This window comes from Cognatishimia coralii, from assembly GCF_037478305.1.
GTDB classification, from domain to species: Bacteria; Pseudomonadota; Alphaproteobacteria; order Rhodobacterales; family Rhodobacteraceae; genus Cognatishimia; species Cognatishimia coralii.
In genome coordinates, this window is record NZ_JBBGAZ010000002.1 from 147,326 (window position 1) to 170,631 (window position 23,306).

At 56.2% G+C, this 23,306-nt stretch carries 24 protein-coding genes; 4 read left to right on the forward strand and 20 right to left on the reverse strand.

The annotated features are described in order from the left end of the window. Positions 1–69: 69 nt before the first annotated feature. Complete coding sequence (gene katG / locus WG622_RS06305) at positions 70–2,229, reverse strand: catalase/peroxidase HPI (RefSeq protein WP_339402814.1); 2,160 nt, start codon at positions 2,227–2,229, stop codon at positions 70–72. A 131-nt stretch (positions 2,230–2,360) separates the two neighbouring features. Here katG and WG622_RS06310 point away from each other — a divergent pair, with 131 nt between their 5' ends. After that, positions 2,361–3,254 carry a LysR substrate-binding domain-containing protein gene (locus WG622_RS06310; RefSeq protein ID WP_339402815.1) on the forward strand — a complete coding sequence of 298 codons (894 nt, stop codon included), beginning with the start codon at positions 2,361–2,363 and terminating at the stop codon, positions 3,252–3,254. On the opposite strand, the gene WG622_RS06315 is transcribed toward WG622_RS06310, so the two are convergent. The 13 genes from WG622_RS06315 to WG622_RS06375 form a co-directional block, all read right to left on the reverse strand. Beyond that, a complete protein-coding gene (locus tag WG622_RS06315; protein WP_339402816.1) occupies positions 3,251–4,279 on the reverse strand; it encodes a VOC family protein in 1,029 nt (342 codons plus the stop codon). The genes WG622_RS06310 and WG622_RS06315 overlap by 4 nt on opposite strands. A 61-nt stretch (positions 4,280–4,340) precedes the next feature. Beyond that, entirely contained in the window at positions 4,341–5,246 is a 906-nt protein-coding gene (locus tag WG622_RS06320; protein ID WP_339402817.1) for a DMT family transporter, read from the reverse strand. Positions 5,247–5,298: 52 nt separating this feature from the next. Continuing rightward, entirely contained in the window at positions 5,299–6,405 is a 1,107-nt protein-coding gene (locus tag WG622_RS06325; RefSeq protein WP_339402818.1) for a mandelate racemase/muconate lactonizing enzyme family protein, read from the reverse strand. Next, entirely contained in the window at positions 6,402–6,803 is a 402-nt protein-coding gene (locus WG622_RS06330) for an ester cyclase (protein ID WP_339402819.1), read from the reverse strand. The genes WG622_RS06325 and WG622_RS06330 overlap by 4 nt, the downstream gene beginning before the upstream one ends. Then, the gene (locus WG622_RS06335; protein ID WP_339402820.1) at positions 6,800–7,906 is read right to left on the reverse strand and encodes a mandelate racemase/muconate lactonizing enzyme family protein; all 1,107 of its coding nucleotides are present in this window, start codon (positions 7,904–7,906) and stop codon (positions 6,800–6,802) included. The genes WG622_RS06330 and WG622_RS06335 overlap by 4 nt, the downstream gene beginning before the upstream one ends. A 91-nt stretch (positions 7,907–7,997) precedes the next feature. Then, a complete protein-coding gene (locus WG622_RS06340) occupies positions 7,998–9,131 on the reverse strand; it encodes an EscU/YscU/HrcU family type III secretion system export apparatus switch protein (RefSeq protein WP_209357882.1) in 1,134 nt (377 codons plus the stop codon). Positions 9,132–9,146: 15 nt separating this feature from the next. After that, positions 9,147–9,914: a flagellar biosynthetic protein FliR gene (locus WG622_RS06345; protein ID WP_339402821.1), complete on the reverse strand. Its 768-nt coding sequence runs from the start codon at positions 9,912–9,914 to the stop codon at positions 9,147–9,149. Between the two features lie 3 nt (positions 9,915–9,917). Then, on the reverse strand, positions 9,918–12,014 hold the full coding sequence (flhA, locus tag WG622_RS06350; RefSeq protein ID WP_339402822.1) for a flagellar biosynthesis protein FlhA: 2,097 nt from the start codon (positions 12,012–12,014) through the stop codon (positions 9,918–9,920). Positions 12,015–12,026: 12 nt separating this feature from the next. Then, positions 12,027–12,791 (reverse strand): lytic transglycosylase domain-containing protein, encoded by a 765-nt coding sequence (locus WG622_RS06355; RefSeq protein ID WP_339402823.1) that lies wholly within the window; start codon positions 12,789–12,791, stop codon positions 12,027–12,029. Positions 12,792–12,826: 35 nt separating this feature from the next. Beyond that, positions 12,827–13,063 carry a flagellar biosynthetic protein FliQ gene (locus tag WG622_RS06360; RefSeq protein WP_209357878.1) on the reverse strand — a complete coding sequence of 79 codons (237 nt, stop codon included), beginning with the start codon at positions 13,061–13,063 and terminating at the stop codon, positions 12,827–12,829. Positions 13,064–13,131: 68 nt separating this feature from the next. Further along, on the reverse strand, positions 13,132–13,449 hold the full coding sequence (gene fliE, locus WG622_RS06365; RefSeq protein ID WP_209357876.1) for a flagellar hook-basal body complex protein FliE: 318 nt from the start codon (positions 13,447–13,449) through the stop codon (positions 13,132–13,134). A 6-nt stretch (positions 13,450–13,455) separates the two neighbouring features. Next, entirely contained in the window at positions 13,456–13,866 is a 411-nt protein-coding gene (gene flgC / locus WG622_RS06370; RefSeq protein WP_209357875.1) for a flagellar basal body rod protein FlgC, read from the reverse strand. 3 nt (positions 13,867–13,869) lie between these two features. Further along, entirely contained in the window at positions 13,870–14,220 is a 351-nt protein-coding gene (locus WG622_RS06375) for a flagellar basal body protein (protein WP_339402825.1), read from the reverse strand. Between the two features lie 24 nt (positions 14,221–14,244). On the opposite strand from WG622_RS06375, the gene WG622_RS06380 reads away from it, so the two are divergent. Further along, positions 14,245–15,669, forward strand: coding sequence for a FliI/YscN family ATPase (locus tag WG622_RS06380; RefSeq protein WP_339402826.1), 1,425 nt, complete (start codon positions 14,245–14,247; stop codon positions 15,667–15,669). Positions 15,670–15,750: 81 nt separating this feature from the next. Here WG622_RS06380 and WG622_RS06385 read toward each other — a convergent pair whose 3' ends face one another. Further along, positions 15,751–16,593, reverse strand: coding sequence for a flagellin N-terminal helical domain-containing protein (locus WG622_RS06385; protein WP_209357870.1), 843 nt, complete (start codon positions 16,591–16,593; stop codon positions 15,751–15,753). Between the two features lie 441 nt (positions 16,594–17,034). Between WG622_RS06385 and nagA the strand changes: the two genes are divergently transcribed. Beyond that, complete coding sequence (nagA, locus tag WG622_RS06390) at positions 17,035–18,219, forward strand: N-acetylglucosamine-6-phosphate deacetylase (protein WP_339402827.1); 1,185 nt, start codon at positions 17,035–17,037, stop codon at positions 18,217–18,219. 71 nt (positions 18,220–18,290) lie between these two features. Here nagA and WG622_RS06395 read toward each other — a convergent pair whose 3' ends face one another. The 5 genes from WG622_RS06395 to WG622_RS06415 form a co-directional block, all read right to left on the reverse strand. Then, on the reverse strand, positions 18,291–19,130 hold the full coding sequence (locus tag WG622_RS06395; protein WP_339402828.1) for a flagellin N-terminal helical domain-containing protein: 840 nt from the start codon (positions 19,128–19,130) through the stop codon (positions 18,291–18,293). 253 nt (positions 19,131–19,383) lie between these two features. Continuing rightward, positions 19,384–20,223, reverse strand: a complete 840-nt coding sequence (locus WG622_RS06400; protein WP_339402829.1) for a flagellin N-terminal helical domain-containing protein — start codon at positions 20,221–20,223, stop codon at positions 19,384–19,386. Between the two features lie 190 nt (positions 20,224–20,413). Continuing rightward, positions 20,414–20,911, reverse strand: a complete 498-nt coding sequence (locus WG622_RS06405) for a hypothetical protein (protein WP_339402830.1) — start codon at positions 20,909–20,911, stop codon at positions 20,414–20,416. Next, a complete protein-coding gene (locus WG622_RS06410; RefSeq protein WP_209357865.1) occupies positions 20,908–21,231 on the reverse strand; it encodes a rod-binding protein in 324 nt (107 codons plus the stop codon). Before WG622_RS06410 ends, WG622_RS06405 begins: the two co-directional genes overlap by 4 nt. Beyond that, the gene (locus WG622_RS06415) at positions 21,231–22,367 is read right to left on the reverse strand and encodes a flagellar basal body P-ring protein FlgI (protein ID WP_209357864.1); all 1,137 of its coding nucleotides are present in this window, start codon (positions 22,365–22,367) and stop codon (positions 21,231–21,233) included. The genes WG622_RS06410 and WG622_RS06415 overlap by 1 nt, the downstream gene beginning before the upstream one ends. Before the next feature lie 164 nt (positions 22,368–22,531). Between WG622_RS06415 and WG622_RS06420 the strand changes: the two genes are divergently transcribed. Beyond that, entirely contained in the window at positions 22,532–23,305 is a 774-nt protein-coding gene (locus WG622_RS06420; RefSeq protein ID WP_245168772.1) for a response regulator transcription factor, read from the forward strand. Position 23,306: the final 1 nt, after the last annotated feature.

Below are 23,306 nucleotides of genomic sequence, written 5' to 3' on the forward strand. Positions count from 1 at the left end.
TTCGGATTTTTTCAAAAATCCGGCGAATGGAAATAAGGCGCGGAGGGTCTCCCCCCGCGCCTTTGTTGTTTATGCGTCAAACCGGTCGTTGTTCATGACCTTGGTCCAAGCCGTCACGAAGTCACTCACGAACTTCTCGGCATTGTCGTCTTGCGCATAAAGCTCGGCGTATGCGCGCAGGATGGAGTTGGAGCCAAAGATCAGATCCACGCGGGATGCCGTCCATTTGACAGAGCCTGACGCGCGATCGCGGACTTCATAGCCTCCTTCGACCGGATGCCATGTGTTGGCCATATCGGTCAGGTTGACGAAGAAGTCAGTGGTCAGAGCGCCGACATTGTCAGTGAACACACCATCCGCGCTGCCGCCGTGGTTGGTACCCAGGACACGCATGCCGCCGACTAGGACTGTCATCTCTGGAGCGGACAGACCCAAAAGCTGCGCTTTGTCGAGCAGCATTTCCTCGGCCGCGACCGCATAGTCTTTCTTCAGCCAGTTGCGGAAGCCGTCGTGGATTGGTTCGAGCACATCAAAGCTGTCGACATCGGTGGACTCTTGCGTGGCATCGCCGCGACCCGGAGTGAACGGCACCTCGACATCGAACCCGGCCGCCTTGGCTGCGGCTTCCACGCCGACATTGCCCGCCAGCACGATGGTATCTGCAAGGCTTGCACCATTGGCCGATGCGATGCCTTCCAGAGTACCAAGAACACTTGCCAGACGCGCTGGCTCATTGCCTTCCCAGTCCTTCTGAGGCGCCAGACGGATGCGCGCGCCATTGGCACCGCCGCGCAGGTCAGAGCCACGGAAGGTCCGCGCGCTGTCCCATGCGGTTGCCACCAGATCAGAGGTCGACAGACCGCTCCCCGCAATCGCCGCTTTGACCGCTGCAACATCATAGCCCGTTGCGCCCGCTGGGATCACGTCTTGCCAGATCAAGTCCTCGGCAGGCACGTCAGGGCCGACATAGCGCGCCTTTGGACCCATATCGCGGTGGGTCAGTTTGAACCAAGCACGCGCAAAGCAATCCGAGAAATAGTCGAAGTCATTCTGGAACTTCTCAGCGATTTCGCGGAAGCCCGGGTCGACTTTGACCGCCATATCCGCGTCGGTCATGACCGGCATACGACGTTGAGAAGCGTCTTCGGCGTCCACTGGCATGTCTTCTTCGGCAATACCAACTGGCGCGTATTGCTGTGCACCAGCTGGAGACTTCACCAGTTCCCAATCGTATTTGAACAAAAGGTCCAGATAGCCGTTGTCCCATTTGGTCGGGTTCGTGGTCCAGGCGCCTTCGATGCCAGAGGTCACGGTGTCAGACCCGATGCCACGACCGGATTTGTTCAGCCAGCCAAAGCCCATGTCTTCGATTTCCGCACCCTCTGGTTCTGCGCCCAGCTTGCCCGCATCGCCATTACCATGCGCCTTACCGACGGTGTGACCACCAACGGTCAATGCCACAGTTTCCTCGTCATTCATCGCCATACGGCCAAATGTGACGCGCATGTCTTGAGCGGTGTTCAGAGGGTTCGGCTGAGCGTTCACGCCTTCTGGGTTCACATAGATCAGGCCCATGACCACAGCCGCCAGAGGGTTCTCGAGGCTCTCGCGGTCATCGGCATCAGAATAGCGGCCATCGGTCAGCCACTCGCGCTCGGTGCCCCAATAGGTGTCTTTTTCGGGGGCCCAGATATCTGGGCGGCCATAGCCGAAACCAAAGGTTTTCAGACCCATGGATTCATAGGCCACAGTGCCTGCAAGGATGATCAGATCGGCCCAGCTGAGCTTGTTGCCGTATTTCTTTTTGATCGGCCACAAAAGACGACGCGCTTTGTCGAGGTTGCCGTTGTCTGGCCAAGAGTTCAGCGGTGCGAAGCGCATGTTGCCGTGACCCGCGCCGCCGCGACCGTCCGTCGTACGGTAAGAGCCCGCAGAGTGCCATGCCATGCGGATCATCAACCCGCCATAGTGGCCATAGTCGGCTGGCCACCAGTCCTGGCTGTCGGTCATAAAGGCGTGCAGGTCCTTTTTAACCGCGTCAAAATCCAGCCCCTTTACCTCGGACTGATAGTCAAAATCCGGACCCATCGGATCTGTTTTCACGTCATGCTGGTGCAGAATGTCCAGGTTCAGCGTCTTGGGCCACCAGTCGGTGGTCGGCTGCGCCTGAGAGGTATTGCCCCCATGCATCACCGGACATTTGCCAGCGCTTTTGTCATGTACGTTCATGTGAAATCCTTTTCCTAAAGTCGAGGTGGGTCTGATGCCTGCCATGAAATCGGCGTATCTCTGGTTTAGAATAGATCTAAATTTTCATTTGAAGAAATTGTATTTTTGAATTCAATTGATATGATTTTCTTATGAATAACCTGACATTGAAACAGCTTCGTTATTTCTCAGCGGTGGCCAAACACGCGCATTTTGGCCGTGCCGCCGAGGCCTGCGCCGTGTCTCAACCCGCTTTGTCTGTGCAAATCAGAGAGTTAGAGCAATCGCTCGGCATGGCTCTGTTTGAACGCAGCACGCGGCAGGTGCGTTTGACCGGCTTTGGCGAGGAATTTGCGCGGCGGGCGCGGGATATTCTGCGCTCGGTGGATGAGCTGGGCGATCTTGCGCGCGCCTCCCGCGGGGGCATGGCGGGACAGTTGCGGCTTGGAGTGATTCCAACGGTCGCGCCCTATCTCTTGCCGCGCGTTTTGGGGGTTTTAGATGAGGCTTACCCCGGATTGGAGCTGAAGATCCGTGAGACCCTGACTCAGACCTTGATCGCGGAGTTGTCCGAAGGTCGCCTGGACGCGGCGATTGTGGCCTTGCCCTTAGCCGAAGCGGAGTTGGACGAGTTCGCTCTGTTTGACGAAGAGTTCGTGTTGATCCGACCCTCGGATGAAGGCGACATGCCGGTGCCCGCGCCAGATCAGCTGCGTGAGATGAAGCTGCTGTTGCTTGAAGAGGGGCACTGTTTTCGCGATCAGGCGTTGGCGTTTTGCAGTTACAACCCCAGCTCGTCGCGCGAGTTGTTGGACGCTTCGTCTTTGTCGACTTTGGTGCAATTGGTGGGGTCAGGCGTTGGGGTGACCTTGATCCCAGAGATGGCGGTTCCAGTGGAGACCCAATCCGCGCAGGTGGCGGTGGCACGCTTTGGCAGGCCGCAGCCGACGCGCTCTATTGGTTTGGCTTGGCGGAAATCCAGCTCCTTGGCGGGCCAGCTTGAACAGTTGGCGCATATTTTGAGGGACGCTCTCAGCCCGAACTAAACGCCCCACCCGTACCAGAACAGCAAAAGGCTGAGGCCGATCCAGGTGATGATGAGCACCCAATAGAGCCCGGGAGTGTCACGGCGGCTGATGGGCTCGACGAAAAACGTCTCTCCGCTGCGCAAGGCGGGGATGGTCCACATCAAGAACAGGATGCCCCAGAGCCAATTTAAGTTGGTGAAGAGCGCGAGATAGACAACACCCAGCCCCACCCATGTGCGCCACTTGGTGTCGGGTTTGGCGGGTGTGGGTTTAGTTGTCGTGGGTTTGCTTGGCGTCGCGGCGCTTTTGACTTCGGTCAGGAAGAACGCCCCGCCGTCCGGGTCGCGCGCGAGCAACGTGCCGTCGCCTTCAAAGACAACTTCACCGCCTTGGGCGAGCAGCGTGGCTTTTGAACCGGCAAGGTTCTCGGTCGCGAATTGGATCGACCAGAATTGCTCTTTGCCGCGCTCTTCGTCTGGCATTTGGTGGAGTTCGGCGACTTGCGTGCCGCTCTTTGAGATTACATTGAAAGAGGTCTCAGTGGCCTGCGGGGTCAACGTCCACCCAAAGATCGCACTGTAGAACCCGCTGACCGCATCCGCATCTGAGATGTAAAGCGCGAAGGCCATCGCGTGGCCTGATGTGGGTGTAATTGCGCTGGTGTCGGGCATCCCGCCCTGCATCACGGTAAAACCTGCGCCCAGGGGGTCTCGGATCAGAGCAACCTGGCCGAAGTCGCCCCAGCTGATTGGGCCGATTTCCACCCGTCCGCCGATGGACAGAGCGGTTTCGCAGGTGGCGTTGATGTCGACCACGTCGATATAGGGCATCCAGAAACTGGGCATGCCGATCTCGACGAATTTCGGGGGCATTTGGTAGATCGCAGCGCTTGCACCGTGCTGCGTTCCAGCCACGTCATAGGCGGTGCCATCCGGTTGGGTCAGCCCCTCATAGGACCAGCCGAAAAGCTCTGTATAAAAGGGTTTGGTCACATCTGGTCGAAACGTCGACAGATCACACCAGATGAATTCGCCATGCGCCATGAAAGCCCCCTTACCTCTCTTAGATCCAACTTAAGCGCTTTTTGGATCTGTCCAAGTGGGATCATCGTGTCCGTGACGTCAGAAGGCGACCGTCTGTGACGGCAAATCCGACGGCAATGACCGCAAAGCCGATCCACGCGCTGGAGGGGAGGCGCTCTCCGAGGAAGGCCGCGCCGAGGGCGATGGCGAAGGGAGGGATCAACAGCGTGACGAGCATGAGGTTCGCCGCGCCCGCGCGTTTCAGGATCGCGAAATAAAGCCCATAGGCGAGGACTGTGGAGAGACATGAGAGGCCCAGAAGCGCTGACCAAACAGAAGGGGACAGAGCGAAACTGGGCGGTCCGTCGACGATGAAAACGATTGGGATCATCAAGACCGTGCTGCCGATCACCATGCCGCAGGCGTTCATCAGGGGCGGCTGCGCGGCGAGCGTGGCTTTGCCCCATACGCTTGCGACAGCATAGGACAAAGACCCAGCCAAAATGGCGAGTTGAGCCAGATTGGCGAGGTTAAATCCAAGGAGCGCGTCTGGACCCATGATGAGGCCCACGCCGATCAGCCCCAGCCCCGCGCCTGCCAGTTTGTTCGGTGTAAGCGGCTCGTCCTTGAGCAAAAGTCCGGCCACCACCGCGCCAAACATCGCTGTTGTTCCATTGAGGATCGACGCCAGCCCGCTGTCGATCTGGCTTTGCCCCCAAAAGATCAGGGAAAAGGGAATGGCGTTGTTCAGCGCGCCCATGACCAGATAGGCGCCCCAGATGCGCGGGTCTCTCGGCAAGGGAATGCCTGCGATCCGAACCACAATCAGCAAGAGCGGCGCGGCCCAGAAGACGCGATGTAGGGTGATCGTGAGGGGCGGAACCTCGGTCAGCGCGATCTCTGCGAAAAAAAACGACCCGCCCCAGACAGAGGCGAGGGCAAGTAAAAGCAGGCTGGAGGTTAGGTCGAGCTTAGTTGGTGTCGTCATGGCGCGAGACTATGGGGCCACGACAGGCCCTACAATCCGGTTCTTGCGGCAATTACGTATAGCGCGCGATAGGATCACCGAGCAGGTTTTCGTCTGGGTGAACGCCAAGGCCCGGCGTTTCAGGCAGATGCAGATGACCGTCCACATTCCGAGGCCCCTGCCCCGGCGCGATATCGAGTGTGATCATATCCTGGCAGGCCCAAACCGCGTGGCAATTGTGATCTGGGATTGTCGCCGCCAAATGCAGGGCCTCGGTGTCGGCCAAGACCGAGCCTCCGGTCGCCATCACGAACATATCGATCCCATGCGCCAAAGCGACGTCGCGCATGCGGGCCGCTTTGGTGAGGCCTCCGACGCGGTTGAGTTTGATGCCAAAGATCTCGGCAATCCCGTCGCGCGCGATGCGGGCGGCGTCTTGCAGCGTGACGAGGCTTTCGTCCACACTCACCGGTCCTGCGTGTTTTTGCGAGATCGCCGCGATGTCGTCGAGCGTCTCACCGGGTTGCTCGAACATGACATTCAGGTCTTCGGTGGCACTCATGACCCGCAGCGCCTGTTGGCGAGTCCAGCCGCGATTGACGTCATAGAGCACGATTTCACCGGGCTTACGGATGTCTTCGACGTCACGAATGCGCGCGATATCGCGGTCGACGTCTCCGCCGATCTTCACCGAATGGGCGATATACCCGCGTTGGCGATAGCGATCGATGACGGCGCGGGTTTCTTCGACGGTTTTAGCCCCGACGGACGACGCAATCGGACGCGGGGTACGGGATCCGCCGCCCATGAGGTCTGCAATCGGCACGCCCGCCGCCTGTCCCGCGATGTCCCAACACGCCATATCGATGGGAGATTTGGCATAAAGATGCCCCGGCAAAGCAAGATCCATCGCACGTTCCACGTCCAGAACCCGCCGAGGATCGAGGCCTATGACAAAGGGGGCCATGGTCTCTATGCCTGCGCGAATGCCCGGGCCGTGCGCGGGGACATAGGTATGCCCCCAAGGTGTGCCCTCTCCCCAACCGGTGATACCCGCATCGGTCTCGATTTTGACGAAGGTTGCGTCGAGCACTTCGAACTTGAGGCGACCACCCGAGAGCCAATAGGGATGCTCTAACGGCAGGTCTCTGTGGAATACGGTTATGGCTGTGATTTTCATGCTGCCTCACTCAGTTGTTGTTCAACGGCTTTGACATCGCCCAGCACCCAGATGTCGAAAAGCCTTTCCTCGCGCATCTCAAAGAATGCGGCACCATGCCACGCGATGTGCCGATGAGTCGGGTCTTTGCCCATGAACACTCCGGTGTGGTCACCAGAAAATTTCATCTGGGCGGCTGCCTTGTCTTCCTCCGTCACAAGCGACAGGATTTCGCAGCGATAATCGCTGAGGCCCGCGCGCACGCTGCGAAGGTAGGCAAGGTAGCCGTCAAGGTTCAACGCGTCCGTCCCGAGTGACCCCCGAAACGAGAGGCCGGGGTGCAGAATTTCAAGCGCCACGTCTTCGCGGCCTTGTTCCCAAAGCTCGCGGTAGAAGCGCTCGATGAGTCGCGCGATCATAGAGCCCAATCCGCCACGGCCGCACCAAGGCTTTCGAAATCAGGGATGACGCCAAGGCCGGGCGTGTCGGTGGCGTAGAGCTTGCCGTCTTTGGAAATCGGCCCGCCGATGCCCGTCGAGCGGGTGTTGTAGTTCATCAGGTCCGTCGTGTTCTGCAGATATTCCTCAGGCGTGGAGGCCGCGAAATGGGCCACGACCGAGGAGGTGATTTCCCCGCCCCATGTGTCCTCACTGATTACGGGGATGCGATTGTCGATCAGGAAATCGCGCACGCGTCGCGCTTTGCTGAGGCCGCCGAGGTTTGAGATCTTGAGACAACAGATTTCCGCCCCGCGATCAGCGACGATCCTTTGCGCCGCGTGCATCCCGGTGAGGCATTCATCGAGCTTCATCGGCTGTTCGGCCACACGTCGCACTTGCTGACATTCTTCGTAGGTGCGGCAAGGTTGTTCGAGGATGAAATCAAGATCCTTGGTGGCGCGCGCTAGGCGGATCGCATTGTCAACGCGCCAGCCTTGGTTTGCGTCCGCCATGGCTTTTTCGCCGGGTTTCAGCAATGGGACGGTTTGGCGAATGCGATCAATGTCCGTCTGCCAATCCGCGCCGACTTTGATCTGAAACTGGCGATAGCCGGCCGCGCGGTGACGGTCGAGTTCGGCAATGGTTTCCTCGGTCGAGCGCTGGGGCGCCACCCGATACATCGGTGCGCCATCCGTGAGTTTACCCCCGAGGAGCATCCAGACAGGCTGGCTCGTCGCCTTGCCCAAAATGTCCCAGCAAGCCGCATCAAAAGGCGCTTTGGCGTAGCCGTGGCCCTGCACCGTGTGATCAAGAATTTGCTCGATCCGGCCGAGCTGCCGCGGATCTTCGCCCAGCAGTTTAGGTGCCACCAGTTTTGCGAGGGCTTCGACGCCTTCGGAATGCGCGACCATGTAGTTCTCGCCACAAGGCGTGAATTCGCCGCAGCCTTGTAGCCCTGCGTCTGTGTCAATGGCTACGACCGAGGCCATAGCGACCTCGATGGCGTTCCCTGCACCCCAGGCATAAGCGCCGTCGACATAGGGCAAGGGCGTTTTAAAAACACGGATTCGGGTAATTTTCATGAAGGCTCCGGTGCTGGTGTGAAGCCTAGCTTAAGCCGGAAATTTCGCACTGAGTTGCAAAAAACGACGCGAAATGTAGTTTGCGACGGCCTTATTCAGGATCCTCGCGCAGCGACGAGCCAGCGGGCGGCTTGCGATTTGGATCGGTTTTGAGTGCCATGACAAAGCTGATGATCTCGGCCACGACCTCCCAATGTTCCACGGGAACAGGGTCATCGATCTCCACCACATCGTAAAGCGTGCGCGCGAGTGGCTTGTTTTCCAGGATCGGCACGTCGTGTTCATGGGCGATCAAGCGGATCTGGCGCGCCATAAGGTCTGCGCCTTTGGCCACACACACCGGCGCAACGTCCTCGCCGAGTTCGTATTTCAGAGCAACCGCATAGTGGGTCGGGTTGGTCAGGATGACATCGGCGTTCGGTACGGCCGCCGCGATGCGTTGTTGTGCGCGTTGGCGACGCAGGGCTGCGCGTTTGCCTCTGATCAAGGGGTCGCCTTCGGATTCTTTCATCTCGTCGCGGACTTCTTTGATCGTCATCATCTGTTTGTTGCGCCAGTTAAAGCGCTGCCAGAGGATGTCGAGGATCGCGACGGGCACAAGAAAGATCGCAGCAGCAATCAAGAGCCTGCGCGCAGCGTCCGCCATATAGCCCGGTAGGTATTCAGGCAGAAACCCCGGTGTCTGCCAAATCGCCCGCACGGCGCCGTTGGTGACCCAGAGGGCAAGGCCTCCGACTACAAGGACTTTGACGAGGCTTTTGACAAATTCGACCAGCGTATTGGCCGAGAACTGGCGTTTGATCCCACCAATCAAGGAGATCTTGGACAGTTTGGGTTTGATCCGCTCTGCGGCGACGACGGTTTCACCTTGAATCAAGACGCCGAAAATGGCCCCCGCCAGCATCAGCGCAAAAATCGGAGTGATCGCGACCGAAATGCGGATCACAAAGTCCCAGAAGATCTCGCCAAGGTCGTTCACCCCCGCGCTGTCGCTGCCGATGTTGATCGTGCCGGATTGGTCAATCAGTGAGGACAGCGCATCCACCATCTGTGGCCCTTGCCATTGCAGAGCAAAGCCGGCCACACCAATCAAAGAGACCACAACCATCATGTTGCCGGTCTCTTTCGAGGTGGGGACATCGCCTTTCTTACGCGCGTCGCGGAGTTTTTTCTCCGTCGGTTCCTGCGTCTGTTGGCTCTTGTCCTGTTCGTCGCCTTCTGCCATCTGGGCTCGCTTGCGCTAGGGCATTGTGGTGAACCGAAGATTGCCGAACCATTCGACAAAATCGGTGAGGAAGTATTCAAACATTGAAGGGGCTGCTGCGGCAAAGATCAGGAACCCTACGATGATCAGCAACGGCGCACCCACAAAGAAGACCGGCAGCTGAGGCATCATACGGTTGGCCAGACCCATCCCAAGGTTCAGGATCACCCCCATTACAAAGAAGGGTGCCGCAATTGCGGTACCGATGTAAAGCGAATGCCCACCCACTCGGACCATTTGTTCGGCCATATCGCCCAGCATCAAGGGACCGGGTGGGAAAATATCATAGCTGTCGAGCAAGGCGCGTAGGATGATGTGGTGGATGTCCAATAGGAACATCAACGCCACGGCTCCGATCAATAGAAAGGTCGCCATGAGGGTTGCGCCTTCGAAAGATCCGATATTGCCGCCAAAGGCGTTGGCGAGGCCTGTCACCTGACCGATCTGCCCGCCCGCAAATTGCATTGCAGACAGCAAAACCCGCCCCGTCAGGCCGATCCACAAGCCTACGGTGATTTCGCTTGCGAGCATGATTGCCATGGGCCCTGCCTCTTGCGGCGCGCGGTCCGGCGTTGGGATGATCGGGTAAAGGGCAAGGCTGAGGACCAGCGCAAAGGCAAGGCGCGAGGTCGTTGGGATCTGGGTTTCTCCGAAGGCAGGCATGAACAGCATGGCCGAGCCAAGCCGCGCGAAAACCAGAAGGTAGCCAAAGACGATCCCGCTGACAAAACTGTCGAGATCCATGGCTTATCCGATCGTAGCGACCGTCTTAAGCGACGCTTTGCGGTGGACTTCGTTGTGCGAGATCACCTGAGTCATCGGGCTAACCCGTTCAAGGATCGAGCGCACATAGGGGCGGCTGTCCGGCGCCACCAAAAGCGCGGGCCATTGATCCGAGGAGGCGAATTGCTGGATGTCTTTTCTGACTGCGAGAACAAACTCCTGCACACGCTGCGGCGACATGATGAAATTCACCTCATCGCCCGTTTTAGAGATGGCGTTGTGCAGCTCGGTTTCCCAACTCTGCCCCAAAGTCATCACAGGCACAAAGCCCGTTTCATCCTGCAGGTTCTGGCAGATCTGTTTGGACAGCTGCGTGCGGACATGTTCAACAACCTGCTGCACCTTCTTCGTAGTCACAGAGGCCTCGGCAATCGCCTCGATAATGCGCGGCAGATTGCGGATCGAAATGCGCTCGGACAAAAGCGTTTGCAGAACATGCTGCAACAGAACCACTGGGGATGGATTGGAGATATCCGTCAGCAGTTTTTGATACTCTTTGGTCTGGTTCTCCATCAGCTCTTGGGTGGCTGAATATGTCAACAGATCCGGCATATGCTCTTTGATGATCTCGGTGATATGCGTGGTGATGACGCTTTCCGGATCAACGACGGTGTAACCACGCGCCTCTGCTTCCGACGCACGGCTTTGGTCGACCCAAACTGCGTTCAGACCAAAGGTCGGCTCTTTGGTGCGTTCGCCTGGTATATCGATCTCTTCGCCATTGGGTTCAATCAGCATCATTGCACCCGGGCGGATTTCGCCGGTCGCTGTTTCGACACCCTGAATAGAGATCGAATAGGTCATGTGTGGCAGGGTCGAATTGTCCTTGATCCGTACGGGCGGGATGACAAAGCCATAGTCCGAAATGAAGAGATTGCGCAGGCTTTTGACTTTGCCGGGCAGCGCCGCTTCCGGAGAGTTGATGAGAGGTACGAGGGCCGTTCCAAGTTCCAGACGCAGCTCGTCCAGTTTCAAGAGATCCTGAATGGTGTCTTCGGTTTTGGCGGGCTCTTCGGCAGCAAGACGCTCTTCTTCGGCGCGGCGGCGTTCCTGTTCTTCCAGTTGGCCCTGCATGAAGTACCCAAGGAATCCCATACCGACTGCCAAGATTGCGAAAACCACAAAGGGGAAGCCGGGCAAGAAACCCACAACAAAGCAAAGAGCCGCAGCCATATAAAGCGCACGTGGGAAGTTCGAGAGTTGGCCCAGCACCGCCTCGTTTGCCGCGCCCGTCGTGCCACCTTTGGTGACAAGAAGACCAGCGGACAGAGATACCACCAAGGCCGGGATCTGAGTGACCAAACCGTCGCCGATTGTCAGGACGGTATAGTTGGACGCTGCCTGCATCGCCGTCAGATCATGGCTGATGATCCCGATCAGGATGCCGCCCACGACATTTATCAGCGTGATGATCAGACCCGCGATAGCGTCGCCTCGGACGAATTTGGACGCACCGTCCATCGCCCCGAAGAAGCTGCTTTCATCCTCAAGCGTCTTGCGGCGCACGCGGGCTTCGTCTTCGGTGATCATGCCCGCGCCAAGGTCGGCGTCGATGGCCATTTGCTTGCCAGGCATCGCATCCAGGCTGAACCGCGCCGCGACTTCGGCGATGCGGGTTGAACCTTTGGTGATCACGATGAAGTTAATGATCACGAGGATCGCAAAAATCACGATCCCAATCACGAAATCGCCGCCGACCATAAACCGCGAGAAGCCTTCGATCACCTGACCTGCTGCGCCCGAGCCGGTGTGGCCCTCAGACAGGATCAAACGCGTCGACGAAACGTTCAGCGCGAGCCTGAGCATGGTCACAACCAGCAGGAGCGTTGGGAAGGAGTTGAATTCCAGCGGCGTTGGAATCCAAAGGGCCACCATCAGGATCAGCACGGACAAAGACAGCGACGCTGCCAACCCGAAATCCAGCATCGCGGGCGGCAATGGCACAAAAAGCATGCCCAGGATCATCACCACGCCAAGCGCAAAGACGATATCGCGGTTGGCCAGCATGCCTTTCAGCTGGTCACCAAGATTCACCGGAGGATTTGCGTCATTTGCTGCCATAGTCGGACTTCATCAGGGAGAATTGCGAAAAGCCGGAAGGACCGGCTGCAGGGGTTGCGTTGTATAGATCGAATAGTTCGCGCCACTTTCCGCATCAGCGGCCCAAAACACCGGCGGTGGTGGCGCTTTGGGCAGCGTGACTTCGGCGACCTGGATCGGGCGTCCGACAGAATTTGCCAAGGCCGTAAGACGCGGCATTTGGGTGTCGACCACGTTCTTGTTGCGCTTGAGGCTGGTCAGATAACGTTTTTGATGCTTTTCGGTGGCGGAATGATATCGACCGGCGGCTTTGGCCCAATCACCCGTCTCTCTGTACAGGTTGCGCAGGAACCGGGCGGCATAATCCACGTTGCGCTCTGGATCAAAGGCCATGCTGAGGGTTGGAAAGTTCTCACCGTGCCAGTGCAAATTGACCTGCATACATCCGACATCGATGCTTTTTACCCCATTCGCCAACTTCTGCGACACCCACTCCTCAGCTTCGATACGATTGGTGAAAAACACGCCCTCGCCGGCCGCATTTGCGGTCCAGGGCCAGACAGCGAGTCCTTCTGGTCCATTACGGCCAGCTTCCTGGATACCTATCGCCAAAAGGAGGTTATCAGGAATCCCATGTCGCTCTTGCGCGGCCAAAATAGCGGAGATGCAGCGTGCGCCGGTCGTGATGGATGACTTTACACGTTCAGGCGCCGGCTTCGGTTTTGGCGCCGATGATGTGTAAAATCCCGTAAACAGGTCCGCCTGAGCGGTCTGCGCACAGAAAAAGGCGCTTGCCACGAAAAGTTTCAGGACATTAGAAAACCGAGGCGCCATCAGAAGCCCCCCGACACGATTAGGTCGAACACAGTGTCGGACAGGCGGGTCAGCGTGCCATACATAAAAGGCATTGTGAAAACCAAGATTCCAAAGATCGCGATGATCTTGGGCACAAATGTCAGCGTCATTTCCTGAATTTGCGTGAGCGCCTGAATGAACGAGATGATCAACCCGACCCCAAGCGCAATTGCCAGAACCGGCGCGCAGGCGATCAGGATGGTCTCTAGGGTCATCCTAATAACGTCAAATGCACCTGTGCTGTCCAATCGGGCGGTCCTTTCCGAACAAAATCAAACGGAGATCAGATCGGCATCCGCATGATTTCCTGATAAGCTTCGACAATGCGGTCCCGCACAGCAACGGAAACGCGAACGGTGGATTCCATGTCCATTGTGGCCTCAACAACCTGCTGAATACTGGCGTCACCTGTAAGACCCGCGGTCGAGACCTCGTCACCCCTGCGCACGGTTTCTGCTGATTGAGCCGCTGCCGCGCGCAGCATATCGCCAAAACTCTCGGCCTTTTCCGGCTGGGCTTCGGTCGCGGCTTTCAGGTCCTTGGATTGACCATAAGCGCTTTGGATCAGGGTGTTTGGGCGGATCGATGTAAAATCAGCCATCTTCTATCACTCCAACAGATCGATCAGCTGCGAACGCATGGACCGTGCCTGTTCCAGCATCGTGAGGTTGGCTTCATAAGAACGCGAGGCCTCACGCATATTGGCCATCTCGATCAGCGGATTCACATTGGGCAGCTTGACATAGCCATTGGCATCCGCTGCAGGGTGCTGAGGCTCGTAGCGCACGGTGAAGGCTGACATGTCGCGTTCGACTTCAGTGGTCTCAACCAAAGAGCTTCCGGATTCGACGTCAACGAGCTCGTTGAAAGCGATGGTTTTGCGCCGATAGGGATCGCCGCCTGCCTCGTTGGCCGTTGAATTGGCGTTCGCGACGTTTTCAGAAACAACGCGCATCCGCTCGCCCTGGGCACGAAGACCGGTGCTTGCGATACGGGAAATGGTGGTTAACGGATCCATCTATTAGCCCCCTGCCACAGCGCGCAACATCGAGTGCGCTTTCTTGTAGAGATTAGCTGCGATCTTGTACTGACTTGCCGCGCTGGAAGCCGCAAGGATCTGCTCTTCGAGAACAACAGAGTTCCCCGTCAAATCTTCGCCCCATGTCACATCGCTTTCCGCTGAAGTCGCGTCAGGTGCAATCTCGGCGCCTTCTGCGCGCGACAAATAGCTCTCGAAGCTTTGCGCTTCTTTCGCGCGATATCCGGATGTCTCGGCGTTTGCGATGTTTTCAGAGATCGTTTTTTGGCTGTCTGAGAGCCATTTCAGACGCTTAGACGCAAGATCAAAAAGATTAGTAGCCTCTGTATTCATAGGTAGACTCCGAGAGAGTTATCAATGATTATAGCAAGTATAGCATGGATTAACAGAGGGTTTATTCTTGTGGCCAAGGTTTTTTCCGACCTCAAGACGCGTGTATCCTCTTTGGAGGCCACAAGAATTGTTGGCCAAGTCCAGTCAATTGTAGGCATGACCATGACTGCAGCCGGCCTGAAAAGGGCTGCCGGCATCGGTCAACGCTGTGTCGTGAAAGGCGCGCGCGGGCCGGTTATGGCCGAGATTGTTGGCGCCTCTTCTGACGGATTGAAACTGCTTCCATTCGGGAGCTGGGATGGCGTCGCAGTCGGCGATGACGTTGAGATCGTTCAGCACGATCCCGGCATCAGCCCTGACGACAGTTGGATCGGAACCGTCGTGGACGGCCTTGGCAAACCGCTCTCTGCAGCGCCTCGGTTCAAGACAGGTAGAGGACGAAGATCCAGTGGACGGGCAGAGCCGCCCCCCGCTTTTGCACGTCGTCGCGTAGGGCAAAAGCTCTCGACCAAAGTGAAGTGCATGGATGTGTTCACGCCGCTGTGTCAGGGACAGCGCATGGGTGTCTTTGCGGGATCCGGCGTTGGGAAATCCACTCTTATGGCGATGCTGGCGCGCAATACGAATGCAGATGTCATCGTTATTGGGCTGGTCGGAGAACGTGGGCGTGAGGTTCAGGAGTTTATCCAAGAAGACCTTGGCCCCGAGGGCATGGCGCGCTCGGTTGTTGTTGTAGCCACTGGCGATGAAGCCCCCCTGCTTCGGCGGCAAGCAGCCTGGACCGCGACGGCTGTGGCTGAGCACTTTAGGTCGACCGGCCGTCAGGTTCTCTTGTTGCTGGACTCGGTAACCCGCTTTGCCATGGCGCAACGAGAAATTGGCTTGTCCTCCGGCGAGCCACCGACGACCAAAGGGTATCCACCAACTGTGTTCTCGGAACTGCCGCATCTTTTGGAGCGCGCTGGCCCCGGTCGCGAGGGGGAAGGCGACATCACTGCGATTTACACGGTTTTGGTTGATGGCGATGACATGAATGAACCAATTGCCGACGCCATTCGCGGCATTTTGGACGGTCATATGGTTCTGGATCGCGCCATTGCCGAGCGGGGGCGCTATCCGGCCATCAACATTCAGAAGTCAATTTCTAGGATGCTGCCCGCCTGCCATTCGGACGAAGAATACGCAATCATGAACGAAGCGCGTCGCGCGCTTGCGCGCTATGCGGATATGGAAGACCTGATCCGCGTCGGGGCTTACAAGCCCGGCACCGACCCAGAGGTCGACGCAGCTATGCGCTTTGCCAAAGTAGCTGAAACCTTCCTGTCCCAGCGCAAGAGCGACACGATGATGTCTGACCAAAGCTTTGCGGAGCTTTACCGGATGCTTCTTGAAGCAGGTATTGATGTTCCCATCGACGTCGCAGCGGTCGATCAACCCAGTGCCGCATAAAAAAATCGGCCGGTGACTAGCCGGCCGAGTTCTGCAATGGCGTCAAACCGAATGTTCGGCCTTCCCCCCAGAAAACTGTAATTATTGTCTGAACAGCGACATGATGTTCTGTGGCGCTTGGTTGGCCATAGAGAGCGATTGTGTCGCCAGCTGCTGTTGAACCTGAAGCGCCTGCAAACGGGCCGCCTCGGCTTCCATATTCGCATCGACCATCGCGGAAACACCTGAGTCCAGCGTATCGGTGAGCATATCAAGGAATGACATCTGACCTTCGATGGTCTTTTCAGTGACGCCCATCGAGGTCGCCGCGTCAATCGCATTGGAAAGCTGCGCCTCAGCGGTTGCCAGCGTTGCCTGTAGAGCCGCTTGGCTAGTTGCGCCTGCGGTAACAATATCGATTGCGTCCAACGCGGTCTGGATTGCACCCAGATCAATGGACTGGAAAGTGATTGTGGTCGCTGTGAAAGAGCCACCTGTGCGGGAAATACCCGAAACAACAGTCACAGGCGCTGCGGCGCCCGATACGAGGTCCTCTCCGTTGAACGTGGATTGGCTGATCGCGGTACCGATTTGAGTTACCAGCGAGTCCAGTTCCGCTTGAACATCAGCAAGGTTAACACCGCTGCCCTGCGCAAAGGCCACACGGTCGGTAAACTGCTTTGCGAGGTCTGCTACGGTTTCGGCACCAAGGCGCGCCGTGGAGATCGAGTTCTTGGTCGCGGTCAAGCCATCATGGATGGCCTCGAACATGCCGCTGTCGCCCTTCATCGTTTCCGAGATGGCGTAGTAGGCAGCGTTGTCCTTGCCCGACATGATCTGAAGACCACTTGAAACGCGGTTCTGCGTGTCGGTCAGATTCTTGTTGACCATGTTGAGTGTGGACAAAGCCACCATGGCTGAATGGTTTGTAAGAATAGACGACATTGCCTGCGCTCCTATCTTTCGGGCGAGGGTCCTTCTGGACCATTACTCTCTTTAATAAGGTCACTATAAAGAATAAAAGATTAAAGCAAGGTATATGTTCTTGCTGTTTTTGAGAAATTCCAAGAAATTCTTCTTAAAGTTGTTAAATGCACAGATTGTATCCTTGTTTTCCTACTCAATTATAAGGATATCCTCTGACGCATCATTCGCTGTAGTTTTGGTGCATTATTTTTGTGCAGTGTGGTTCAAGACTTTTGACGTTCCAACCCCGGTATCGTCGGGCGTTGTGCTCTACTAAATACTCACCATCACACAACTATGTAGAACCAAGCTGAATCCCCCATACCGCCATGGTTGCATATCTGCGACTTAGAAATCGCTTCCCCGAACCAGGGCCTAACTTGCTAATATGAGCGCGAAACCGATTTGGAGCGTCTTTCTTTGCTGAACCAAGAACAATCAAGAACCTTAGCACTCAAGGGTGCAGACATTCTTTGGCAGGGCACTCTTCAGAAAGGAAAAGCCCTTCTTATAGAGGAGAGCAAAGTAAAATGCCTTGTCGATGACACTGCAATTCCCGCAGAAACCACGTCTATCGCATTGGATGGCGGTTTTTTGTCACCGGGTTTTGTTGATCTTCAGGTTAATGGGGGCGGTGGCGTCTTGTTTAACAATGCACCTTCGGCGGAAACTCTCTCCACAATGTCCCAAGCGCATGCATTGTTGGGGACGACATCTTTCCTTCCGACGTTGATCACCGATAGTCCAGAGACAACATCGCAAGCGATCGCTGCCATTGAGGACGCAATCGCCGCGCGGATACCGGGCGTACTTGGTTTGCACCTCGAAGGTCCTCATATCGCGCCAAATCGCAGAGGTGCGCATCGCGAGTCTTTTGTACGGCCAATGAATGATCGAGACATGAAGGTTTTGCTAAGGGCCGCTAGAGCGCTCCCTGTCCTAAAGGTAACGCTTGCCCCTGAACATGCATCCGAGCATCAAGTACGCGGCCTCACGGATGCAGGTGTTGTCGTGTCGATTGGTCATACGGATGCAGACTACGAAACCTGTCTGCGCTATGCCAAAGCTGGCGCCAACTGTGTGACCCATTTGTTTAACGCGCAAAGTCAGATGACAGCACGTGCACCTGGGACGGTTGGCGCCGCGTTGGTTTCGGGCGCTTTTTGCGCCGGCCTCATCGCAGACGGCATTCACGTTGATCCTGCGATGATCAGTTTGGCTCTGCGCGCCAATAAAGGCCCCGGAGAGATATTCCTTGTCACTGACGCTATGGCGACGATTGGGTCGGACCTGGAGTCTTTCACCCTCAACGGACGCGAAATCCTAAGATCGGGGGATCGCCTCACCCTTGCCGATGGAACCTTAGCTGGAGCGCATTTGGCCTTGGCTGACGCCATCAAACTCTTGGTTTCCACTTGCGGTGAGCCTGCTGAAATCGCGCTGAAGCGAGCAACTCAGTATCCGGCGGATGCAATTGGGAAATCAGCATTAGGGCGTTTGTTCGAAAATGGGCCAGCTGACTTTGTGCACTTGTCTTCAGACTTTGCGCTTAGCAGTGTTTGGCGCAGTGGTAGGCAAGTGCTTAAACAAAAGCTCCAGACATAAGTAAACGGCCGCGCATTCGCGCGACCGTTTTTTTCATTCGGTATTCAAAGACCAAACGGTCTAAGGGGAACTTACCGGAACAGAGACAGAATGTTCTGTGGAGTCTGGTTCGCCATGGAAAGCGATTGCGTTGCCAGCTGCTGCTGAACCTGAAGTGCCTGCAGACGCGCCGCCTCGGCTTCCATATCTGCATCGACCATTGAGGACACACCTGAATCGATCGTATCTGTCAGCGAGCTGAGGAAGGTTTGTTGGCCTTCGACAGTTTTCTCGGAGACACCCAAGGACGTTGCTGCATCGATCGCCGCGGACAGCTGTCCTTCTGCGGTAACCAGAGTCGCTTGAAGCGCGGCTTGGCTCGTTGCACCCGCGGTTACAACGTCAACTGCATCCAATGCAGTTTGAATTGCACCCAAGTTTACAGAGCTAAAGCTGAGGGTCGTTGCGGAAAATGAACCACCGGTACGGGAAACACCCGATACCACAGTCACAGTTGCCGCGGCGCCAGAGACCAGATCTTCACCGTTAAAGGTCGATTGGCTGATGGCAAGGCCGATCTGAGAAACCAAGGAATCCAGCTCAGCCTGAACATCGGACAGGTTCACGCCGGAACCTTGTGCGAAAGCGACACGCTCAGTGAACTGCTGAGCAAGGTCTGCAACAGTTTCCGCGCCCAGGCGTGCAGTAGCAATGGAGTTCTTGGTGGAAGTCAGGCCGTCGTTGATCGACTCAAACATGCCGCTGTCGCCCTTCATGGTTTCGGAAATCGCAAAGTAGGCTGCGTTATCTTTACCAGAGCTGATCTGAAGACCCGTGGAAACACGGTTCTGGGTTTCGTTAAGCTTCATGTTCACGTTGTTAAGCGTGGCAAGAGCGACCATTGCAGAGGAATTGGTGAGAATGGATGACATTTAATGTTCTCCTCTAATTCTCGTTATGTCTCAGTCTTCTGACTGATATGGCACGCACGGATTTCTCACCGCACGCGTCTGAAAAGAATAAGGGAGGCATGGTTAAAGCCAAGTTTAGGATTTGCCACCTTTTCAGCGAACCCATTGAGAAAATTAAATTTTTGAGAGAATTGGTAACCGCGCGTTAAAACTGTTTAATGTGCGGCTAAAGAAAAAAGGAAGCCGAGGATCCCCGGCTTCCCTTCTATTGCTCTTAACGGAAGAGCGACAGCACGGACTGAGGCGAAGAATTTGCCATAGCTAGTGCTTGAGTCGCCAACTGTTGTTGAGTTTGAAGGGCTTGCAAACGCGCTGCTTCCTCTTCCATCTCTGCATCAACCATCGAGGACACACCTTGATCCAGGGTGTCGGTCAGGGAACCCAGGAAGCTCTGTTGTGCTTCGATGGATTTCTCTGTGACACCCAAAGACGTCGCTGCGTCGATTGCGAGGCCCAGTTGCGCCTCTGCAGTCGTCAGCGTTGCCTGAAGTGCAGCCTGGCTCGTCGCACCTGCGGTTACGACATCTACCGCGTCCAGTGCGGTTTGAATCGCGCCTAAGTTAACGGAGTCAAATGTCATAGTGGTCGCTGCGAAAGAACCACCAGTCCGGGACACGCCGGAAACGATGGTTTGCGTTGCAGCAGCACCAGACACCAGATCATCACCGTTAAAGGTCGACTGGCTGATAGCTGTACCGATTTGTTCGACAATAGAATCAAGTTCTGCCTGAACATCTGCCAGATTCACACCAGAGCCCTGTGCGAACGCGACGCGCTCGGTGAACTGCTGTGCGAGATCAGAAACGGTTTCCGCGCCAAGGCGCGCAGTCGCTACTGAGTTGCGGGTAGATGTCAGGCCCTCGTTGATCGCATCAAACATACCGCTATCACCCTTCATAGTTTCGGAGATAGCAAAGTAAGCTGCGTTGTCTTTACCGGAGCTGATTGCGAGACCGCTGGATACGCGGCCTTGGGTTTCGTTCAGGTTCTTGTTGACCATAGTCAGGGTCTGTAGAGCCGTCATTGCAGAGTTATTCGTGAGAATGGACGTCATTTTACGCTCTCCTCAATTCTCGATTTTTTAGTCCGTCTTCTGACAGAGTATCAATCGCACATGCCAAACCTACGCCTGGCTGTACAACCATTCGTAGATTAACAGAATTTTGGTTAAAGCGGGGTTAAGGTTTACGTTTTTTTAAACCTTCACGGCCCGTAGAGGTAAGACGGTTCCCTGATTTTCTCTGCTACAGCTCCTTATCCAAAGCCCTCGATCGGCTGCCATCCGCGCCAATGCGACGACCGGATTTTCCATAAAGACCGTTCAGGCTGTGCCTGTTCTGGGCCTTCTCGATTTCACGAACGATGGTGCCTGCGGCGACAGACATGCGTGACAAAAGCGCGTTGTTCTCGGACACTGCCTCTTTGAGTTCTGCAAGCCTGTCCGGAAGGCGTCTGGCCTTGACCGCATCGTCGTTCATAAAGGGTTCAATCAGCGGCATTTTCAGCTCTAGCCACTTCAGAATGCCGGCCTTCTTATTGTAGAGTTCACTCACGATATTGAGTTGCCCGTCGTTGATACCCGCAATCTCTTGTTTCAACACCGACACGGCTTCCGAAATCTTGCTGGCAAAAGCATCGATATTCTGGAGGTCCAATTCGGTAGGTGCGATGGCCATTGTTCCTTGCCCAGATGTGCGATTTTGCTTGCGACCGGCCACCCGGAATTGGCGCTGAGAAATCATGAATTGCCTCCGTTTCCGGCGGTTTTGTATGCCGACATCATTTGTTCAACACTGGTCGCCAAACCCAGGCCGCCCTGGTCAACGAGGGACTCAGCCATTGCTTGAGACATGAAGGATCGCCACATGTGCATGTCGCGCCCGCCCGTCGCTGCATCGAGGTCAACGGTCTTGAGCATTTCGTCGACGAACTGGGACAAAAAAAGCGTCTCAAATTCTTTTGCCTTCGCAATTTCTTGTTCGGAAAGCCGATTTTGGGGCCCGATTTGATTCGGAATCTGCGCATTTGCGAGCGGTGAATAGAGAATCGGAAGATCGGCCATCAGATGATCTCCAGATCTGCGTGCAGCGCGCCCGAGGACTTGATCGCTTGCAGAATGGAAATGGTCTGACGTGCTCCGACTCCGATCGCGTTCAAGCCGTCCACGAGGTCCTGAAGACTAACGTCTCCCTCAAGGATCGTGAACTTGCTGTCTTTCTCGGTCACATCCAGATCGGTATCCGGGATCACGATAGTCGTGCCACCGATGGAAATCGGATTAGGCTGACTGACGCTCGGATTTTCTTTAACTCGGATCGTCAAACCACCCTGGCTGATCGCAACCTGGCCGATGCGCACATTGGATCCGATCACGATTGTGCCGGACTTTTCATCGACCACAACGCGAGCGATTGAATCCGGCTGAACCGTCAGATTTTCGATCACGGACACGAATTCCGCGACATTGGTTTTGCTCGCGATGGCGACTTCGATGGTGCCAGGGTCCAGAACTTCGGCGAATTGAGCGCCCAATTCCGTGTTCACAACATCCCGCACGCGGGTGGCCGTGGTGAAATCAGGTGTCCGCAAAGCGACGCGCACAGATTTCATCTGATCCAGACTAAACCCGACTTCGCGCTCCACGATCGCGCCGTTATCAATGCGGGCGATGGTCGGAACGCCTTCGGTCAAAGTCGCTCCCGCCCCTTCGGCGCGAAAGCCCGAAACCGCGACGGCACCTTGGGCGACCGCATAAACCTCACCGTCAGCCCCAGCCAGCGGCGTCACCAGCAGAGTGCCACCTCTCAAGCTGGTCGAGTCTCCGAGGGAGCTCACGGTGACATCAATGGGAGCACCGCGACGGGAAAACGGCGGAAGTTTCGCCGTTACCATCACCGCCGCGGTGTTTTTGGTCTGCAGCAGGTTGGCGTCAATGTTGGCCACACCGAGACGCTCAAGCATCCCCCGCACGCTTTCACGTGTGAACGGAGAATTCGCCATCTTGTCGCCCGTGCCCAAAAGACCCACGACCAGCCCGTAGCCGATCAGATGGTTCTCTCGCACGCCTTCAAAGCTCGCAATATCCTTGATGCGAACGTCGGCCTTAGCCACTGACACCCCAAACACTGACCCTGCCAAGATCAATGCGCATAGTAGTACACCTGCTCGGGGCCAGAAGAGTTTATGGTACTGCTCCATAGATATTTTTGCCTCTATGCCCAAGGACACTTTAACCATTTATCTTTGCTTCGTCCATACTATCTTTGCAATTCACTGTTTTAACTACGTTTTAATCTTTGTGATTTATTCTTTTTATAGTTGAACGGTTGGTTAATCCTTGCTAGCCGTCAAGAATAACAAAAATGGCAGGAACGGAGGACGCTATGCGCGCCTATGTTTATGAGCCACGAGAGAAACGTCGAGCATCACTAGCATCCGAGTTGGAAAACGCGGGTCTGCAACCTCTCTTTGTGGGCGAAGAATTTTTTGAAACGGGCCTTGCGCCTTTGACTCAGACGGGCAGCGAACATCGCGCCATTCTGATCGGGGAATCTGTGAACACCCACCGCCAAATCCGCGCGGTGCGTCATGCAGGATGCGAGAACCCGTTGATAATCCTGCGGGATTTCCGGAATTCGGCGGACACCGCCGCAGCTTTGGATCGTGGTGCGGACGACGTGATCGTCAGCCCGATCAAAGGCGGCGAAGTGCTGTCTCGGATCAATTCTATCGTGCGTCGCTTCCACGGCCACGCGGCCGAAAGCATCAGCGTCGGCGAAGTCACCGCCTTCTTTGACGGCCGCGATCCAATCGTGTCGGGCACACGCATCAAGCTGTCCAAGCGCGAACATTCGATTTTCCAGCACCTGGCATTGAACTCGAACAAGGTGATTTCCAAGAACGCCATCTATGATGCGGTCTATGGCATGAGCGCAGATCAGCCTTTTGACAAGGTGATCGACGTTTACATCTGTAAGTTGCGCAAGAAAATCGCCTCGGCGGCTGACACCGGAGCGCAGTATATCGAGACCATCCACGGTCGCGGCTACAAGCTAAGCGCCCCAGATGTTCTGGACGATGTGACCCCAATTCCGGCGCTGACCAGCTCTGGCATGCGACTTGAGGCGCGCGCCTAAG

Excerpts from the sequence above, each read along its gene's own strand:
- katG (WP_339402814.1), bottom strand. The coding sequence starts at position 2,229 with ATGAACGTACATGACAAAAGCGCTGGCAAATGTCCGGTGATGCATGGG.
- WG622_RS06310 (WP_339402815.1), top strand. The coding sequence starts at position 2,361 with ATGAATAACCTGACATTGAAACAGCTTCGTTATTTCTCAGCGGTGGCC.
- WG622_RS06315 (WP_339402816.1), bottom strand. The coding sequence starts at position 4,279 with ATGGCGCATGGCGAATTCATCTGGTGTGATCTGTCGACGTTTCGACCA.
- WG622_RS06320 (WP_339402817.1), bottom strand. The coding sequence starts at position 5,246 with ATGACGACACCAACTAAGCTCGACCTAACCTCCAGCCTGCTTTTACTT.
- WG622_RS06325 (WP_339402818.1), bottom strand. The coding sequence starts at position 6,405 with ATGAAAATCACAGCCATAACCGTATTCCACAGAGACCTGCCGTTAGAG.
- WG622_RS06330 (WP_339402819.1), bottom strand. The coding sequence starts at position 6,803 with ATGATCGCGCGACTCATCGAGCGCTTCTACCGCGAGCTTTGGGAACAA.
- WG622_RS06335 (WP_339402820.1), bottom strand. The coding sequence starts at position 7,906 with ATGAAAATTACCCGAATCCGTGTTTTTAAAACGCCCTTGCCCTATGTC.
- WG622_RS06340 (WP_209357882.1), bottom strand. The coding sequence starts at position 9,131 with ATGGCAGAAGGCGACGAACAGGACAAGAGCCAACAGACGCAGGAACCG.
- WG622_RS06345 (WP_339402821.1), bottom strand. The coding sequence starts at position 9,914 with ATGGATCTCGACAGTTTTGTCAGCGGGATCGTCTTTGGCTACCTTCTG.
- flhA (WP_339402822.1), bottom strand. The coding sequence starts at position 12,014 with ATGGCAGCAAATGACGCAAATCCTCCGGTGAATCTTGGTGACCAGCTG.
- WG622_RS06360 (WP_209357878.1), bottom strand. The coding sequence starts at position 13,063 with ATGACCCTAGAGACCATCCTGATCGCCTGCGCGCCGGTTCTGGCAATT.
- fliE (WP_209357876.1), bottom strand. The coding sequence starts at position 13,449 with ATGGCTGATTTTACATCGATCCGCCCAAACACCCTGATCCAAAGCGCT.
- flgC (WP_209357875.1), bottom strand. The coding sequence starts at position 13,866 with ATGGATCCGTTAACCACCATTTCCCGTATCGCAAGCACCGGTCTTCGT.
- WG622_RS06375 (WP_339402825.1), bottom strand. The coding sequence starts at position 14,220 with ATGAATACAGAGGCTACTAATCTTTTTGATCTTGCGTCTAAGCGTCTG.
- WG622_RS06380 (WP_339402826.1), top strand. The coding sequence starts at position 14,245 with ATGATTATAGCAAGTATAGCATGGATTAACAGAGGGTTTATTCTTGTG.
- WG622_RS06385 (WP_209357870.1), bottom strand. The coding sequence starts at position 16,593 with ATGTCGTCTATTCTTACAAACCATTCAGCCATGGTGGCTTTGTCCACA.
- WG622_RS06395 (WP_339402828.1), bottom strand. The coding sequence starts at position 19,130 with ATGTCATCCATTCTCACCAATTCCTCTGCAATGGTCGCTCTTGCCACG.
- WG622_RS06400 (WP_339402829.1), bottom strand. The coding sequence starts at position 20,223 with ATGACGTCCATTCTCACGAATAACTCTGCAATGACGGCTCTACAGACC.
- WG622_RS06405 (WP_339402830.1), bottom strand. The coding sequence starts at position 20,911 with ATGATTTCTCAGCGCCAATTCCGGGTGGCCGGTCGCAAGCAAAATCGC.
- WG622_RS06410 (WP_209357865.1), bottom strand. The coding sequence starts at position 21,231 with ATGGCCGATCTTCCGATTCTCTATTCACCGCTCGCAAATGCGCAGATT.
- WG622_RS06415 (WP_209357864.1), bottom strand. The coding sequence starts at position 22,367 with ATGGAGCAGTACCATAAACTCTTCTGGCCCCGAGCAGGTGTACTACTA.
- WG622_RS06420 (WP_245168772.1), top strand. The coding sequence starts at position 22,532 with ATGGCAGGAACGGAGGACGCTATGCGCGCCTATGTTTATGAGCCACGA.